Origin of the sequence: Gorillibacterium massiliense (assembly GCF_000455485.1) — a bacterium.
In the GTDB taxonomy this organism is placed as follows: domain Bacteria; phylum Bacillota; class Bacilli; order Paenibacillales; family NBRC-103111; genus Gorillibacterium; species Gorillibacterium massiliense.
The window spans coordinates 26982-44130 of record NZ_CBQR020000120.1; the positions used below are offsets into that span (position 1 = coordinate 26982).

The window sequence follows — 17149 nt, forward strand, 5'->3', positions numbered from 1 at the left end:
TTGCTATCCCCCGGAACTATGCGCCATCCAAGCTCTTAAGCATGTAAACGTATAAGATCAGCCCTCATGAACAAGATAACCATGGAAATAATGAAAGGGGGCTGGTATAGTCTTATGTTTTCCACCGGAGGTAAGAAAAGGGTTCGATATTCCCGAATTCTCATCCTATCGCTTATGCTGTCGGCGATCAGCGCCGGCGTTGTTCCACTTGGGAACATACAGGCCGCGGCGGATCCGTCTCGGCTCGCCTCTCATCGCATCGCCATCGTCATCGACGATCTTGGCAACGGCATGCAAGGCACACAAGACATGCTGAATTTGCCGATTCCATTAACCGTGGCGATCATGCCCTTCCTGCCTACTTCAAAGCAGGATGCGGAAGCCGCTTTTAAAAAAGGACATGAAGTCCTCGTTCATATGCCCATGGAGCCTTTCCACGGCAAAAAAAGCTGGCTCGGTCCAGGAGCAATCACGACAGACTTGACGGATGATGAAATCCGCAAGCGGGTGGAAGGAGCTATCGCCAACGTTCCCCATGCCATCGGCATCAACAACCATATGGGATCGAAAGCAACCTCCGATCCTCGGGTGATGGCGGTCATCATGCAGGTTTGCCGGGAGAAGGGGCTCTTTTTTCTGGACAGCAAAACAACCCCCACAAGCAAAGCTCCCGAAGAGTCGACCCGAGCAGGAGTTCCTTTGCTGCAGAACGGCCTGTTTCTGGACGACGTATACACCCACGCCCACGTATCCAAGCAAATTCGGCTGCTCTTTGAGAAATCCCGCAAAGAAGCGGATTTGATCGTCATTGGGCATGTCGGTGTTCCGGGGAAAATCACCTCTTCGGCGCTGCGCGAAGCCATCCCCGCTCTGCAAAAGGAAGCGGAATTCGTGCACCTTTCGGACATGCTGCCCTGGCCGCAGCCGATCCCCCGATAAGGATTAAATAAAAAAACAAGCCTGCGTCACCGCAAGCTTGTTCCTTAAAATTAGTGTTATGCGACGTCGTAGCCCTGATCTTCAATGGCTTGCTTCACGGTATCCAACGTTACGGCGCTTTCGTCAAATTGAACGGTTACCGAACCGTTTTTCAAATCGACTTGGGCGGAACCGCCGACTTCTTTGACCGCCTTTTCAACGGAATTGACGCAATGCTGACAGGACATGCCTTTTACTTGCAGCGTAGCTTGCATGAATCTCGTCTCCTTTGTTTTGGAATTTATTTGAGCAATTTATTCACGGTAACGAGCAGTTCATCGATGACCTCATGTTCACCGGCTTGGATGCGCTCTACGACACAGCTTTTCATATGCCCTTCGAGCAATAGCTTACCAACGCCATTCAGCGCCGACTGAATCGCCGCAATCTGGTTCAGCACGTCGTCACAGTAAGTATCCCGCTCCAGCATGCCCTTTACCCCGCGTATCTGTCCCTCGATCCGGTTCAGTCGGGAAATCAGATTGCTTTTCATCTTGTCGGAATGGTGGCTTCTTCTTTCGCTACCCGCCGTGCAACAGGCATCCTCAAGTTCGCCGTGAGTCCCGTGCTCTTCCGCAGGTTTCTCGACATCTGCCATCTTTTTCACCTCGCCACCAAAATATACTATACCCCCTATGGGTATGTCAATATCTCATTTTAGTAAACCGGCTGATCATACTATCTGACAGTCGGTTGTTTTTCTGCACATATTCGATAGCACCATGGAAGTTGTTCAAGAATTAAAGGTCTTCGTCATATTTTTGCCGAACATATCAGTAAAGTAATACGAACGAATACACGGAGGCGTCGTCATGCTCATCCCAACTTTAAGAAAGGGAATACCCCTTATTCTAGCCGCAATCCTTGCCGGATGCGGGAGCACCAGCTCCGCTCATCCACTCGTCTCAGAACCTACATCGTCGATTATCGCTCAAACGGCAGCATCTGTCGCTTCCGCACTACCCTCCACTCCATCCACTCAATCGCCAACCGCCGCACCATCGGCTACTCCCGATTTTGCCGCTCTGCATAAAGGTGATCTGTCCCACCTACACATCGATCTGCCTAAAGGCTGGGCGCTCGCCGATTCGGATCCACTACAGTACTCGTTTATCGACCCTAAGCAGAATCCTGTAGGCAGCATAGCACCGCGAGATTCCGGCAGTTATAAGTTTAATGAAACCGATAAACCGAACCACAGCTCCGTAACGGCAGACGAAACCTTCGATATCCCGGCGGGCAAATGCCAATTTATCACCCTTGATATGGACAACGGAACAGCAGCATCAGGCATCACCGGGACCCATGATATCTATTATGGGATCATCACCGTGCCGGGAAAAGCCGTCTATGTCTTGGAACTTACCCGAAACGATAAAGAATCCGAAACTAAAGATCTGGTTATTGGGATCTTGAAGTCCATCACGTATAAAGATTAAACCGAACGAGTATTAAAATGTGCGTTTTCTTTCGCACAAGTTCTTCCAGCGCAGCAGCCACTCGTATTGTTCATCCGCGATCTCCCGGCTCAGCTTCTCCTACCATTAACTTTCCCACTCCGGCCTTGCCACAAATGACTATACTTAAATACCCCTCTCCGGTTAGGAAAGGGGTATTCTTTCTTATAAGTCAAACCGTTTTCGCCGGCTTCTTCCAATGTTCTCCGCTTCCGGGCAAATCGTCAAACCAAGCCGCATCCGGGGGACAATCCAGGATCATGAATTTTCCGTACAACCCATCCTTCGATTGATGATATTTGAGGTAAGCTTTGCCGCTTTCGATGGCCAATATTTCGATTTTCCCCGATGCGTGGCTCATGGATAAACGCACTCTTTTGCCGAGTCCCGAGGTCCGAGCTTTCGCTTGCTCTACAATCCGGTACACTCTCTCCAAGGGTAAAACAAATCCGCGGTTGCCGGCGACCGGCCGATTGATGAAGAAATAATAAGGGTTCACGCCCGCCCAAGACAGCTTATCCAGCAATTCACTCAGAACCTCGGGATCATCGTTTATCCCTTTCAAAATGGGAGTTTGATTCACCACAATGACCCCGGCGTTATGCAATGCGTGAATCGCTTTTTTGGCTTCAAAAGTCAATTCACGGGGATGGTTGATATGGGCCATAACATAGATTCGCTTCTCCACCGTTGATAAAGTGCGTAGTAATTCAAGTAACGCAGAGTCCTCATAGATGCGCATCGGATTAAAGACCGGCATCTTGGAACCGAGCCGAATGATTTTCACATGTTTGATCGCCCGCAGCCTCTCCAAAATACTGGCCAGCCGGGCTGTGGATAAGATCAAGCTGTCTCCGCCGGTCAAAAGCACGTTGTTGATCTCCGGATGCTCAGCGATATAAGAGATTCCCGGATCGACATTAGCGGAAGCCTCACTGACATCGTCCAAAAAGAGCCGCTTACGGAAGCAATACCGGCAATAGGACCCGCATACCTCCGATACGAGCAGTAAGGCGGTGGTGTGGTATTTATGTTGGCACCCCGGAACCACATAATTGGCATCCTCGTCGGAGGCATCCAAACAACCGTAATTCAAAACCTCCTCATCACCCGGGATAATCAGTTTTCTGATCGGATCGTGAGGGTCCTGCCAGTCAATCAACTTCAGATAATAATCGTTCGCACGAAAAGGGTATTTTTCCGTTATCGGTTTGAGCTTTCTCCGTACTTCCTCGGAAAGTTCCCGGATTTTATCGATGTCCGTGATGTATTTGGGCTGCGCCATAGGATGCTCCTCCTTGATTGTAAGTTAGGTAACCGATGAGCGGTTCTTCCTCCTTTCGCAAGGATCGAGGATGGGCAGCGAGCAAATAAAAAAGACCCGTATCGCAGCACCGACCATAAAGGCACAGTCCTATGCATGCGCGGGCCTATCCATAAAAAAGACCCGCTGTCTACGGGTCAATAAATGCAAGCATTGTCACAAGAGGATTTTGACCCATCCACTGCTGACGAGGTTAGCTGCCGGGCTCGGGAAAGATGGTTCCCTACAATGAAATGATTCGCCCCAAAAAAATGGTTCCCCCGCTTTCCAAATTCAGAACATTCGGAAATTAAGCGTATTTTTATCATACCGAAGATGGAAGGTTTCGTCAAACTGGGAATATACCGGCACTCCTTTAAACCGAGCCGACCGGCCATGCCGCATGCACATGGGTTTCATGGTTGGTGTCGCCGGGGCCGAGCACCTCCGTGGCGCCAAGATCGCGGCAAGCTTGCATAAACGCACGGAATGTCGGATGAGTCGCACCAATATGCCTGCCGTTAAGCTCGTTGATATCAAAGGCGACGCCTTGGTAATGGCGTGAAGCGGTCGAGTGGGAGCCGCCTGCGATCTCGACGACGCTGTAGCTGTTCGTCTGCGCCAGCACACTCATGCCGACAAGCAGATGCGTCGCAAGCGAAACTGTACCACCAGGCGCATTGCCGTATTGGCTGAGCGAAGCGGGCAGCCCTTGGGCGGTATCCGCTATGTTTTGAACGGCAAAGGCGTTATCGACGATGCCGGAATCATGCCTTGTCGCCAAAGTAACCGACGCATTAGCCCCAAGCCGAGTGGCCAGAATAACCGGCGTGACGGCTTCAAGGGTTACCGCGGTTGCCCCGTACGTTTCGATGAGCGTATGATCCGTCTGAAAATAAGGCCGGTTCACTTTGCGAAAGCGGCCTTGGACGGAGCCAAACTGCAGCACCGGGAAAGTATCGCCGTCTTCGGGAGAATATCCGTCACCCAATGGAAGCGACATCCCCCCGCGCAATGTCGCTTTTCCCGTGACATTCAGAATGGAGTAGCCCGCCTCCGCAAGGATACCGGAAATGGAAAAGAAGAGCTCGCAGGCATCCGCCAATTGATTATAGTTCCCGGTAATCCGAATCAGGCCGCCGTAGATGTCGTAGCCCGGGCTGATGGAGCCGCCCGCATGCTGAAGGGTGCCATCGACGGTACCGCTGCCGCATATAACCCCATTATTCAAGAATAATAGCGGACCGGTTCCCACGGAGGCAAGTGTACCGTCGATCAATCGGACCGTCCCATCCTGCTGTTGGAACGTGCCGGAGCCCTGAAACTTCAGCTGCCCCGGACCGATATTGATCGAACCGTAATTCGACAGCGTCATGCTGTCCATCAGCATCATCCCGCCTGTAACTTCGATGGAGCCTCGGTTTTCAAAAACGGGTGTGCTACCATAGCTCCAGTACATACGCACATTTTCTTCAGAGGTTAATCTCCCCTTGAGCGTATTCGTGAACTTCCCACCACCACCTAAGGCTAAAGTGCCAGTCCCCTGCCAAGTAACCAACCCGCTATTAACGATCACGCCTTCATACAGATATTTGTCCTTGTCCCCGGATATCCTGCAAGTACTGGCCTCATTCAATGTCAGCTGGCTTTTCAATGTCCCGCCAGACCAAAGAAACTGGCCACTAACGATCATCTGCTTCTTCGGTACGGTTGTCGTTGACGTAAGATTCAGCATCCCTTTATTCGTCAATTCAAACGTCGTTTCCGCACTGACGGTAGCATCGCCTTCCAGAGACAGCGTGCCTCCAGCCAATACAACCTTCCCTTGGCCCGTAAAGCTTGCTCCTTGCTTGAGCGTATAGGCGCCGATCTCGAAGCGCAGTTGGCCAGCCTCCAGATTTACGGCGCTGCTCGATTGAAAGCCGACGTCGGAAAACGAGACCCGTGGAAATTCCTGCGAGGAGGCATTCATCGCGAGCAGCTTCATCGTACCTTGATTATCGATGGAGCCGCCCTTCCCGTATCCAAATTTCAGATTGGCGTTGTGATGAAACTGCAGCAGAGAATGATTGACGATCTTTCCGCCGCCTCCGAACTGCATGTTGGTTTCATCCGTAAAATCGATGGTGCCGTAATTATCGATGATGTTGTCGTACATGAATTTGATCGGCACCCCTACTGTCTTCAAGCGGCCGGTCTGCTCCAGCTTCACGTCTACTGACAGCGTTCCTCCCGACCAAAGCAGCGTGCCATTACAGTCCAATAACGGCAAAGGGCTGCCTGCCGGCACCGCGATGTCAGAAAGTGATCCGTTTTCGCCAATTTCGAACACGCCTATGGCATCGACCATGACGACGCCTTCCACGACGGCTACCCCACCATCGGAAACCCGGACCCGTGCATCTCCGCCTCCGCAGGTAATGCTGGAACCATGAAGAAGACGGTGCTTCCCTCCGGGTCCATCCAATTGCAGGATACCGGAATCGACGCTAATGCGGCCTTTGTTGATCAGTCCGACTCCGTTCATCGTCATCGTCGTATCGGAAAAAACGGGAACCAGCCCATTTCTGACCGACAAGATACCGTTATTCTCGAAGGTAACCGGCACCCCGGCTAACCAGAACAATTCCGTCGAAGAGGTGCACTCCACTCGGTTAAGATTGCGGATCACTGCCCCTTCCGACATGAGGATCTTGCCGCCCTCCATGGAAATGGTGCCATTATTCGTGATCGTAATAGCCCTGACGTTTTTGTTTGTGCTGCCGGAACAAGACAATTTTCCGCCTGATTCGATCTCGACGTTGGTGTTCAGTGTTCCGCTCTCAAATGTAAAAGTCTCCGCTACGGACAGCTTTGACCCCGACAAGTAGCAATCGCCGCTCAGAGTCAGATTACGGACTCGCATTTCCTTTGGAACGACCGGCCCTTGATTTTTCGCGGTAGGCCTACCCGGAATAATAATGTCATCCATATCCTGCGGAACTTGCTGCGGATCCCAATTCTTTTGATTGTCCCAATTGTCGGTTAATGCTTGCCCTGTCCATGTACAGCTGCCCATAAAATAACCCTCCTCATTGGTATGCGATCCTTTCCGGATCTTCTGCCGGAAGATTTCCCCGGCTGTGAGCATTCCTTTAAGCGGTTGCTCATAGCTTCATGCTACCAGCCGTGTTCCGATATGCAGTCTGCCAAAAGATATATGAGGGGGGTATATCTTTTATGGGGAACGGGCAGCCAAAAGAAGAATCCGCTCACCTGGCGGTTTGCGAATTCATCGCTCAAGGGATCAGCTTCAGTTGTTTTGCCGCGCGAATCGCCTGCACCCGCCCTCCGCCTACAATGTCAAGATTTCTAATTCTCTTGGGGTAAGAGCATTCACATATAGAAGCTGCTCGGCTTCGAGGGCTGTATGACGAACGGCGCGGGCTCCAGTATATACCAGTATACCTTGCAGATAATCGCGGGATATACCGTTATACAGCTCTGGCATATATCCTTTGGCTATCCTCTCCGCAAATTCTCTCAGCAAAACGCAGCTATCCTCTATTTCTGCAAACAGCGTTTGATACCCCTCTCGTTCGCCGAGCTGAAGCGCTTCTTGCAGTTGTTCCTTTATCGACATTCGGTCTTTCTACCCTTTTCGTTGATGAGAATCGCAATTCTTCCATTTTGTAAATAGTAGAAAATCCTTGAATGGCAGCATAATAAAAAAAACCACCGCCTTGGAATCAGGCAGTGGGGATTGAAAAATATACCGTTCGTAGGTTATCGATATCTTACGAACCAATCTTATAGATTGCTAAATACGATATTCCGCAGCTTGCGAGTGATCGGCAGCGTTCCCGCATCTCTCTTTTGCGTCATGAACAGGATGGTCAAGCCGTCGCTGGGGCAATTGCAGAAATAAGCTCCCAGCCAGCCGTCCCAGCCATATTCGCCAAGGCTGCCGAGAATCCCGGACCGGCTTGTGTCGGTCATGACGCGCATCAGGTTGCCGTAGCTGTGCCCACTTAACGAGTTCCAAGCTTCAAAAGCCTGCTGCTGCGAAGCGGACAAAGTGGAAGAGGTCAAATAGCGGACGGTTCTTGGCTTCAAAATTTGCGCGCCATCTAACGTGCCGCCGTTCATGAGCATCGTGGTAAAACGGGCTGCATCGTCGATGGTCGACACCAGGCCGGCACCGCCGGACTCAAAAGCAGGTTCGCGGTCCATCTTTTGCAGAATCCCCAAATTGTTGCCCGTATAAGGCTGCATTCCGCCGTCCGGGGTGTTTTCATAGGTCTTCGTAAGTCTCGACCGTTTGGCGTCCGGCACCCAAAAACCCGTATCGGTCATGCCGAGAGGAGAGAACATTTCTTTTTGCAGAAAATCCCCGAATCCCATGCCGCTTGCGACTTCGACAACCGCGCCCAGCACATCGGCTGAGGAACCATATTGCCAAGAGGCACCCGGCTGGAAGAAAAGCGGGAAGGTTCCTAAACGATTCATGGCATCCAAGGTGTTAATCGGGGCATCGCTGTACAAGCCACGTTCGATCTCCTGAAACAACTCGCCCGTTGCTTTTCCTGCCAGATCTTCACCGCCATATACCAACCCGGAGGTCATGCTGAGCAAATCGTGAATCGTAACCTCGCGAACCGCAGGAACCAGTTCACCGTTTTGTGCAACCTTCTGGTTTTTAAAGCCTGGCAAAAAGCGGCTAACAGGATCGTAAATGTCGATAACCCCCCGCTCCACCAGAATCATGACGGATGCAGCGGTAATCGGCTTGGAAAACGAATAAAGCCGGAAGATAGAATCCCGCGAAATGGGAGTCCACGCTTCCCGGTCAGCCAATCCATCTTCATGATAAAACACTTCCTGGCCGTCTTTGATGATCATCATATTCGCGCCGGAGATTTCATTATTGTCGATACTCTCCCGCAGCGTTTGTTTCATTCGAGAAACGGTGATTTGATCCAGCATGAGGTTTTAGACTCCTTATCACATATTCAAAATGGACGACGAGACGGATGTCCCGCCTGATTCCATCCCATTTTACCACTTCGCTATCATGATTCAACCCCTGGAATTAGAGTGATTCTCCTCATTGCCGCGCTTCTTCTTTTGCCTTACTCTCAGAAAATATATCAGTGTTTTTATATCGATATATTTTGATCGAACCTTCGGAGGCATGAGATGAGCATAACGGTATCCAAATCCGCGTTCAGGCGGCTACCCGGCTATTTGAATTATTTGTACCACAAAAAAAGCCAAGGCTTTTCCACGATCTCCGCGACGGTCATGGCCGAAGAGATGAATATCAATTCAGTTCTGGTGCGAAAGGATCTGGCAAGCACCGGCACGGTAGGTAGGCCGAAAAGCGGGTTCAAGGTAGACGAGCTAATCCGGAACATCATCGAAATGTTGGGCTACAACAACAGCAGCGAAGCCGTTTTGGTCGGAGCGGGGCAGTTGGGTAGAGCGCTTCTGTCTTACGGGGAATTCGAGAGCCATGGGGTCAAAATCATCGCGGCGTTCGATACGGATCAAGAGGTTTGCCATACCGAGATCAACGAAAAAAAGGTGTTTCCTTTGGAGCAGCTTCCCCGCTTGGTCAGCCGGTTGAGGGTACCCATTGGCGTAATAGCCGTTCCTGCTGGCGTTGCCCAGGACATTTGCGACAAGCTCGTAGATGCCGGGATTCAAGCCATTTGGAATTTTGCTCCTGTTCATTTGCAGGTTCCGGAAACGATTCTCGTCCAAAACGAGAACATGGCAGCTTCTCTTGCTGCATTATCTCAACACTTAAAAAGAAACCAGATGGGATGGAGAGCTTGACGTGAACACCATGCACCTACAATATATCGTGGAAATCGCCAAAGCGGGTTCCATATCCCTCGCGGCCGAACGTCTGTATATGAATCAGCCGAATTTAAGCAAAGCCGTAAAAGAGCTGGAGTCATCCGTCGGGATCACGATTTTCAAGCGGACTTCCCGGGGAATGGTGCCGACGCCGAAAGGCGAAGAATTCATCGGTTATGCGAAAAGCATTTTAGCCCAGATCGATAAAATGGAGTCCATCTATAAGACGGAGAAAGCCAACAAAATCGCGTTCAGCCTGTCCGCCCCGCGGGCCAGCTACATCTCCCACGCCTTCACTCTATTCGTGAGCAAGTTAGACGCGGATAAGGATTTGGAAATCAACTTCAAAGAAACCAATTCCATGAAGACGATCAAAAACGTGACGGAAGAAGAATACAACCTGGGCATCATCCGATACCAGAAAAACCATGAAAGTTACTTTCTGAACTTCATCAAAGACAAGCTGGAGTTCGAAACGATATGGGAGTTTGAACCCTGCCTTCTCATGTCCAAAAACAACCACTTAGCTTTAGCGGATACCATTACCCCTGCCGATCTTCATGACGGCGTCGAAATCGTACACGGAGATTTAGCCGTTCCTTATCTTTCTACTACAGAAGCGGCAATGAACCAGAACAAAAGAGGCCAAAGAAGGCAAATTTCCATTTATGAGCGCGGCAGCCAATTCGATTTGCTAAATCAAAACCATAAAAGCTATATATGGGTATCTCCCCTGCCACAGGAGCAGTTGGACCGGTATGGGGTAGTGCAACGGAAATGCTCCACCCCGTCACCGGTGTATAAAGATCTCCTTGTTTATCGAAAAGGATACGCGCGCACAGACGTGGACGAGCGGTTTCTTGCCGAATTATCCGGAATACGGGACGACCTCGGCTTACTGCCGTGATCGTCTTTCCGGTTCCTTAAGCACTTGAATCAAATTTTCAGCAGGCTGACGGCATCACCGATTCGTTTCTCGTAAGCCTCCATGCCGTACTTATCCACTTCACTCTTGTCCTTCATGCCATGGGTCAGACAGCCGGCGCCGCCGATACATCCGCCGGTGCAGGCCATGCCTTCGATGAAGTTGGCGTCGAGACTACCTCTCACCGCTTTTTGCAGTGCGGCTTTGCTGGCTTCGATGCCGTCGCAGGCAATGGGCTGATAAGGAAAATCGGACAGGCCATGCTCCTGAAGCGCCTGCCGGACGGCATCGGCAAGCCCGCCGCTGCGGGCGAAGATCCGCCCGTAATAGGAGGCGTTGTCCAGGACATCCTCCTCCAGACGGGTAATGTCGATATCGCAACTGTCGAACAAAGCTTGCAGTTCCTCAAAGGTGATCACGCTGTCCACATAGGGACGGACGTCCTCCTTCTGAAACTCCATCTTCTTGGCCGTACATGGGCCGATAAACACCACTTTGGCGCCGGGAGTCGTCTCTTTGATAAACTTAGCAATCATCGCCATTGGGGAGAGGTTGTGGGAAACGTGTTGGACCAACGTCGGAAATTGCTTCTCTACGTAACTCACGAAGGCGGGACAGCAGGAACTCGTCAAGAACCCCTTCTCCACAAGCTCCTTCGATTCTTCAAAAGCCACCATGTCGGCTCCCAACGCAGCTTCCACCACGTGATAAAAGCCCAGCTTCTTGATGCCGCTGATCACCTGCCCAAGTTTTGCATACGTAAACTGGCTGGAGATGGAGGGAGCTACAACGGCATAAAGTTTGTATTTCTCATTGTTATCGCTTTTCTTGATCAGGTCGACCACATTCAGAAGAAATGACTTATCCATGATGGCGCCAAAAGGACACTGGTGGACACAAGCGCCACAGGAAATGCAGGTATCGTTATCGATTTGCGCCGCTTTCGTTTCGCTCATCCGGATTGCCTTGACTTTGCATGCATTCTCGCATGGGCGCTTGTTGTTGACGATGGCGCTGTAAGGGCAAACCTTCGCACACTGCCCGCATTCCACGCATTTGGATTTGTCGATATGCGCTTTCTGATGCTGGTCGAAGGTGATGGCTCCCCGCCTACAGCTCCCTTCGCAGCGGTGGGCAATGCAGCCCCGGCAAGCGTCCGTTACTTCATAGCCGCCAACCGGGCATTCGTCGCAAGCAAGCTCGATCACTTCGATGATGTTGGGATTGCCTTTGTCGCCGCCAACCGCTAACTTGACCCGTTCCGCCAAAATCGCCCGCTCCTTGTATACGCAGCAGCGGGTTTTCGCCTCGGGTCCAGGCGCGATGATTTTAGGAATGTCCAAGAGGGTTTCCAGCAGTTTGTCGGCAAAGGCTTGATGCGCTACCTCCCGAAGCACCTGATACTTCAGTTCTTGCACCTGCGTGTCGAATCTTCTCATAGAGATCCTTCTTTCCATCTATATAAGTTGAACGAACGATAGTAAGGATTCCGTCTCTGCAAAACCTGATTATTCTGGAGAGTCGCTGTTGCGCTCAGATTCCATGATTAGATAATCTCATATAAGGAAGGAATCTGATCGCAAAGGCGACCGCTGACGCTTTTCCAGAACAATCGGTTTCTCCGCTCCTTCATCCTTTTCTTTCGTTCAACTTATCTATCTAAAAATAGCTGACTTTGATCGTCTTCCCCATGCCCTTCAGGTGCGTGGCCAACTCGTCTACCAGCCGCATTTTGATATTGAAGTCGATAGGGAGATCCTGGTTCTGATGGGCCGGATTGACCGCTCTGCCGACGAAAAAATTGATGTCAGTGGCCTCCTCGAACAACAGCCTGGCGATTTGCGAAGCCCCGTCTTTTTTCAGGCTCCAGATCCCATAGGATTCGTTGTCCGCCAGGTAATCCTTGGCGTAACTCAACACCCTGTTGATCGTGATTACCCCTTCCGTCACCAAATCCACTCCGTCAATGACGGCGGTCGGCGGGATATCCGGATCAGGGTACTCCAGATTCGGCACGAGCTTCCTGTTCAAATATTCCGCTGCGATCGATGACGTGGTGCCGCCGCAAACGATGTGTTTGCCCTCCTTCGAGAAAAAGAGCGACATCATCCGGCTGCAGTCGTTGCGGTTGGCAGGCGGACCGATGATCAGGTTCATCGGCTCTCTTTTCCGGACGCGGATGGCGCATACACTGGTGTCGTCGCCTGGTTTGCCGCCGTAGAGCTTGCTGCATTCATCGAGCAGAATCGTCGCAAGGGTCTTTGCGGTAAACCCGACATGGCAGAGAGGCTCCATGTAAGTGATGATTTCTTTCCGATCCCAGCCGAAATTGAGAGAAAGCCCGACGCCGGCGTGAATGGCTCCATCGCTGACGGTGAGCATAATATCGTTTTCCCGCAGGGCGATCCGGGAATGGTAGGCGGTTTTGCCGCCGATGGTCAGCTCGGTTACGGGAATCTCCTGATGGACTCCGTCGCGGAGCAGCATAACCATGGGATTGTCGTACTGGATGATCTCCGCTTCCTCGTTGTTCACAATGCGGATAATGGTAAAAGTAGAATAGGCGACGCCCCGGACCGAACATACGGGTAAGGTCGCCGCGATGGTTGTGACGCAATCCTCGATACCGAGGCCCTCCGCCATCATCGTCGAGATGATTTTCGCCGTCAGCGTCGATAAAATGTTGGCTTTCACGCCGCTTCCCAAGCCGTCCGCAAGAACCATAATGGTCGAATTTTCGTCCTGATGAACGATATCTATGTGATCACCGCATAACTGTTCCCCGTGCTTGTTGATGCTTTGCCAGCCGATATCCAGACAGAGATTATTCATCTTCGATCGACTTCTTTAGCTTGGTTAAAGCGATTTTCGTTTCGGCGACGGTTTCGCCTAGTAGAGAGGCAATTTCCTGTACGACTCTCATCTGCTTCTCCACCACCTTGTCAGCTATGTCTACGGTTTGCCGGTTGAAGCTTTCTTTGCGGACCCGGTCCTTCTCCAAATCCGTGATATCTCTCAAGATGCCAATCAAAATGCGGTACTCCTTATCGTAGATGATCGTTTCTTCCACATAGCGTTCGTACTCGGCCAAATATCGTTTGCGGTCTCGGATGCTTCTGCCGGTGGATCTGACGGTCTGAAAATCCTTCGGGTCCAACAGTCGGACAATAGGCTCGCCCATGACTTCCGCGGCACTGCGCAGATTTAGGATCCGTCTGGCGGCGACGTTGATCTGTTGCACTTCCAAATCCTCGTTCAGCACGATGATCCCATTGGGCGTATTGTGAATGATATTTTCCGAAAAGCTCTCCGCCTTGTCCTTCAAGAACGGGAGGCACATGGAAAGATTGGCTTTTCCCTGATAGACGGCAGACGCCTTGTCGCGGCAGGTGTTGTAACCGCACGAGCCACAGTTCAGCTCATGCTCCCGCTTGGATTTGCCCATTTTCCGGAGAATTGCCTCGATCTCATCCACTCCGGGCGCAGATGGCTTTGGTCCGGGAATCACACCGTGTTTATACATCAACTCTGGAGGCAGAGTATCTACCGGGAAATCCTTCTTTCCGGCGTAAGTCGCTACCTGATTGTAAGACCGCACGGGAGCGCGCTGCGCTTTTCCCATGACCGGTCCCCCGATACAGCTGCCTGTGCAGGCGGACATTTCGATAAAGCAGCGGCTCAGGTTCCCTTCCCCGATATCCTCCAAAGCCGCCATGCAATTTTCCACGCCGTCAATGGCCATATAGCTGTAATCCTCGCGGCTTTTGAGCATTGTCTTCAAAATGCCGCCCGTCGTCGGGAAGAACCGTGCCCGGCTTTCCTCCGTTTGGTCCATGCCGGCTTCCAAGCGGATGTTCTCCGCCTCCAGCCACTGGCTTAGCTCCTCAAAGGTCATGGCGCAATCCACTGCGCCACCCGATTTTTCAGCCTCATCTTTTTTTGATAGACATGGCCCGATAAAAACCGTTTTCGCCCCGGGAATACGCCGTTTAATATCCAAGCAGTGAGCGACCATGGGAGAAACGACATCCGCAAGATAAGGCAGTGCCTTGGGATAATAGGTTTGAATAAGCAAATTGACCGAAGGACAACAGGAGGATATCACGATGTCTCTTCGGCCTTCATTCAGCATCCGGTCGTATTCTTTTTTAACCATCGTCGCCCCAATGGCGGTCTCTTCAGCTCCAGCAAATCCAAGCTTTTTCAGCGCCGCTTCAATGGGGGCGATCCCCACTCCGTAATGGGCAACAAAAGAAGGGGCCATGCTGGCGACGACTGGTTCGTCGCCGCCGAGCATAACCCTGGCCATTTCGGTAGAATCTGCGATTTCCTTTGCATTTTGCGGGCAAACCACAAAGCACTTGCCGCACAGGATGCATTCGTCTTCCACTATATGTGCTTGATTACCGGAAAAGCGGATGGATTTGACTGGACAGTGGCGGATGCATTTGTAACAGTTTTTGCAGTTGGACTTTTTCAAATTAAGAAACTTCGTCATCCCGCATTCACCTCGCTGTTCCCCTACAATCGGCTCAATACCTCGTCCTCGAAAAACGATTTCGTCGTTTCAGGCTTGACCGAAAACGGCTCTTCACCGATTTTGACGGATACACCGTTCATGCAATTGCCCATGCAAAAGGTGCCGGCCAGTTCAACTTTATCCACCAGATTGTTTTCCGCGACGAGAAACTGCAGTTCCTCCACGATCTGTCTGGAGCCCTTCAGATGGCAGGAGCTGCCGATACAGATGGTTATTTTCATCGTTCAAAGCCTCCCATATCTTCACAAGTGAACGACGGCTTTGCCGTCTCCTGGCTTATTCGTAATCGAAAACGTTCACCCAATGCAGGAGGAACTCCCGCTCTTCCGGTTTGCCTTTGACCAGCTGAGCTGCTGCTACCAGCGGCAGCCATTTTTGCACATACTCTTTCGCGGTGCCGCTTTTGGAGCAGAACAGCTCCATATACCGGTCTGCCATCCTGATATCCCCTGCCAGCCAGAATAGCATGTAAGTGTGGGCTGCATCAGCGGACGCATTGCCCTGACTCGCATGGGACCAATCCAGAATGTAAGGAATGCCTTCCTCTGTAATCAGGATATTGGTCGGGTTGAAATCGCCGTGGCAAACCTTGTTATGTTTCGGCATGGCATCCAGGCGGGTGAAAAGATCATAACGTGTCGTTGCATCCAAATTAGTCTCGGAAATTTTGCGGATCATCTTGTCCTGCAGCTTGTTTAAGAGCGGCGCTTTTTGAGCGTGAACCTCGACTTGCAAATTCACGAAAAGCTCCAAATACTCCTCTAAGCGATCGGGAGCTTCCGCCATGAGCCGCGCCAACGTCTTGCCTTTGACGAACTCTGTGACGATGGCCCATTTCCCCTCGACGAGACCGACATCGAGCAGCGCCGGAACGTGCAGCGCCGTTTCCTCGACTCTCGCATGGTTGAGCGCTTCGTTCAGGATATCCGCTTTGGAATATGCCTTATCGAACACTTTGATCGCCAAATTCCCATCATGATAAACCGTTTTGGACGTGTGGACCGCAATGACCTTTTCTAATTTCAACCCTTTCCCCTCCTCAAGCTTCTTCGGCTGTACCGTAATAAGCGTTCAGATACATGGTCTTGATTTCGCTAAACAGCGGATAACGGGGATTAGCTCCTGTGCATTGATCGTCAAAAGCCTGCTCCACCATGTCATCCAGGCGATCGAGGAAATTTTTCTCCTCTATGCCGTATTCACGGATGGTTTTCTTGATGCCCACTTGAGCTTTCAAGTCGTTGATGGCTACAATCAAGTTTTCCAGCTTCTCTTCATCGGTCACGCCGCCGAGCTTCAAATAATCGGCGATTTCTGCGTAGCGTGCCAAGGTGTGCGGATGGTCGTATTGCGAAAAAGTACCCATTTTCGTCGGAACTTCCGCCGCATTGAAGCGAAGCACCTTATCGATCAAGAGCGCGTTTGCTACGCCGTGAGGCAGATGGTGGAAAGCACCCAATTTGTGTCCCATCGAGTGGCAAACTCCCAGGAATGCATTAGCGAAGGCCATACCGGCCATGGTGGCGGCGTTAGCCATCTTTTCCCGAGCAACCGGATCGTTCGGGCCGTTGTCGTAAGCGCGCGGCAGGTATTCGAAGATCATTTTGATGGCGCGCAAGGCCAAGCTGTCGGTGTAATCGGTAGCCAGCATGGCCGCATAAGCTTCGAGAGCATGGGTCAATGCATCGATACCGGAAGCGCTGGTCAGCCCTTTCGGAGCGTTCATCATCATATCGGCATCGACGATAGCCATGTTCGGCATGAGCTCATAGTCAGCCAACGGATATTTGACGCCCGTTTGTTCGTCGGTGATAACGGCAAAAGGAGTAACCTCGGAGCCGGTACCAGCGGAAGTCGGAACCGCGATAAAGTACGCTTTTTCGCCCATTTTCGGGAAGGTGTACACCCGTTTGCGGATATCCATGAAGCGCATAGCCATGTCCATGAAGTCAGCTTCGGGATGCTCGTACATCACCCACATGATCTTGGCCGCGTCCATCGCGGATCCGCCGCCCAAGGCAATGATGCAGTCCGGTTCAAAAGCGGCCATCTGACCGGCGCCTTCTTTCGCACATGCGAGGGAAGGATCGGGAGCCACATCG

16 protein-coding genes and 1 riboswitch are annotated in these 17149 nt (G+C 51.5%); of the genes, 4 read left to right on the plus strand and 12 right to left on the minus strand.

What is annotated here, in order from left to right:
- The first annotated feature begins 174 nt into the window (after positions 1 to 174).
- Complete coding sequence (locus TJ79_RS16590) at positions 175 to 939, plus strand: divergent polysaccharide deacetylase family protein (protein ID WP_155987923.1); 765 nt, start codon at positions 175 to 177, stop codon at positions 937 to 939.
- Between the two features lie 56 nt (positions 940 to 995).
- Here the strand turns inward: TJ79_RS16590 and copZ are convergent, their stop codons facing one another.
- Both copZ and TJ79_RS16600 read right to left on the minus strand, forming a co-directional pair.
- Positions 996 to 1193 (minus strand): copper chaperone CopZ, encoded by a 198-nt coding sequence (gene copZ, locus TJ79_RS16595; RefSeq protein WP_040951457.1) that lies wholly within the window; start codon positions 1191 to 1193, stop codon positions 996 to 998.
- Between the two features lie 26 nt (positions 1194 to 1219).
- Positions 1220 to 1576: a metal-sensitive transcriptional regulator gene (locus TJ79_RS16600; RefSeq protein WP_040951458.1), complete on the minus strand. Its 357-nt coding sequence runs from the start codon at positions 1574 to 1576 to the stop codon at positions 1220 to 1222.
- Positions 1577 to 1790: 214 nt separating this feature from the next.
- Here TJ79_RS16600 and TJ79_RS16605 point away from each other — a divergent pair, with 214 nt between their 5' ends.
- Positions 1791 to 2417, plus strand: coding sequence for a hypothetical protein (locus tag TJ79_RS16605; protein WP_040951459.1), 627 nt, complete (start codon positions 1791 to 1793; stop codon positions 2415 to 2417).
- A gap of 190 nt (positions 2418 to 2607) precedes the next feature.
- On the opposite strand, the gene TJ79_RS16610 is transcribed toward TJ79_RS16605, so the two are convergent.
- From TJ79_RS16610 to TJ79_RS16625, 4 genes are all read right to left on the minus strand, one after another.
- Positions 2608 to 3720, minus strand: a complete 1113-nt coding sequence (locus TJ79_RS16610) for a KamA family radical SAM protein (protein ID WP_040951460.1) — start codon at positions 3718 to 3720, stop codon at positions 2608 to 2610.
- Positions 3721 to 3926: 206 nt separating this feature from the next.
- Positions 3927 to 4065: riboswitch (cyclic di-AMP (ydaO/yuaA leader) on the minus strand.
- A gap of 49 nt (positions 4066 to 4114) precedes the next feature.
- Positions 4115 to 6796: a hypothetical protein gene (locus TJ79_RS26075; protein WP_052339673.1), complete on the minus strand. Its 2682-nt coding sequence runs from the start codon at positions 6794 to 6796 to the stop codon at positions 4115 to 4117.
- Positions 6797 to 7072: 276 nt separating this feature from the next.
- The gene (locus TJ79_RS16620) at positions 7073 to 7360 is read right to left on the minus strand and encodes a hypothetical protein (RefSeq protein ID WP_040951461.1); all 288 of its coding nucleotides are present in this window, start codon (positions 7358 to 7360) and stop codon (positions 7073 to 7075) included.
- A gap of 167 nt (positions 7361 to 7527) precedes the next feature.
- Complete coding sequence (locus TJ79_RS16625) at positions 7528 to 8703, minus strand: serine hydrolase domain-containing protein (protein ID WP_040951462.1); 1176 nt, start codon at positions 8701 to 8703, stop codon at positions 7528 to 7530.
- 213 nt (positions 8704 to 8916) lie between these two features.
- Between TJ79_RS16625 and TJ79_RS16630 the strand changes: the two genes are divergently transcribed.
- Complete coding sequence (locus tag TJ79_RS16630) at positions 8917 to 9558, plus strand: redox-sensing transcriptional repressor Rex (protein ID WP_040951463.1); 642 nt, start codon at positions 8917 to 8919, stop codon at positions 9556 to 9558.
- A gap of 10 nt (positions 9559 to 9568) precedes the next feature.
- Complete coding sequence (locus tag TJ79_RS16635; RefSeq protein WP_238323041.1) at positions 9569 to 10489, plus strand: LysR family transcriptional regulator; 921 nt, start codon at positions 9569 to 9571, stop codon at positions 10487 to 10489.
- A 29-nt stretch (positions 10490 to 10518) separates the two neighbouring features.
- Here the strand turns inward: TJ79_RS16635 and TJ79_RS16640 are convergent, their stop codons facing one another.
- The 6 genes from TJ79_RS16640 to TJ79_RS16665 all read right to left on the minus strand — a co-directional run.
- Positions 10519 to 11946: a 4Fe-4S dicluster domain-containing protein gene (locus TJ79_RS16640; RefSeq protein WP_202903334.1), complete on the minus strand. Its 1428-nt coding sequence runs from the start codon at positions 11944 to 11946 to the stop codon at positions 10519 to 10521.
- Positions 11947 to 12166: 220 nt separating this feature from the next.
- A complete protein-coding gene (locus TJ79_RS16645; RefSeq protein ID WP_040951466.1) occupies positions 12167 to 13339 on the minus strand; it encodes a SpoIIE family protein phosphatase in 1173 nt (390 codons plus the stop codon).
- Positions 13332 to 15005 (minus strand): [Fe-Fe] hydrogenase large subunit C-terminal domain-containing protein, encoded by a 1674-nt coding sequence (locus tag TJ79_RS16650; protein WP_040951467.1) that lies wholly within the window; start codon positions 15003 to 15005, stop codon positions 13332 to 13334. The genes TJ79_RS16645 and TJ79_RS16650 overlap by 8 nt, the downstream gene beginning before the upstream one ends.
- Positions 15006 to 15028: 23 nt before the next feature.
- A complete protein-coding gene (locus TJ79_RS16655; protein WP_040951468.1) occupies positions 15029 to 15268 on the minus strand; it encodes a (2Fe-2S) ferredoxin domain-containing protein in 240 nt (79 codons plus the stop codon).
- A gap of 55 nt (positions 15269 to 15323) precedes the next feature.
- A complete protein-coding gene (locus tag TJ79_RS16660) occupies positions 15324 to 16073 on the minus strand; it encodes a phosphotransferase family protein (RefSeq protein WP_040951469.1) in 750 nt (249 codons plus the stop codon).
- 13 nt (positions 16074 to 16086) lie between these two features.
- A partial coding sequence (locus TJ79_RS16665; RefSeq protein WP_040951480.1) for an iron-containing alcohol dehydrogenase occupies positions 16087 to 17149 on the minus strand: 1063 nt, incomplete at its 5' end.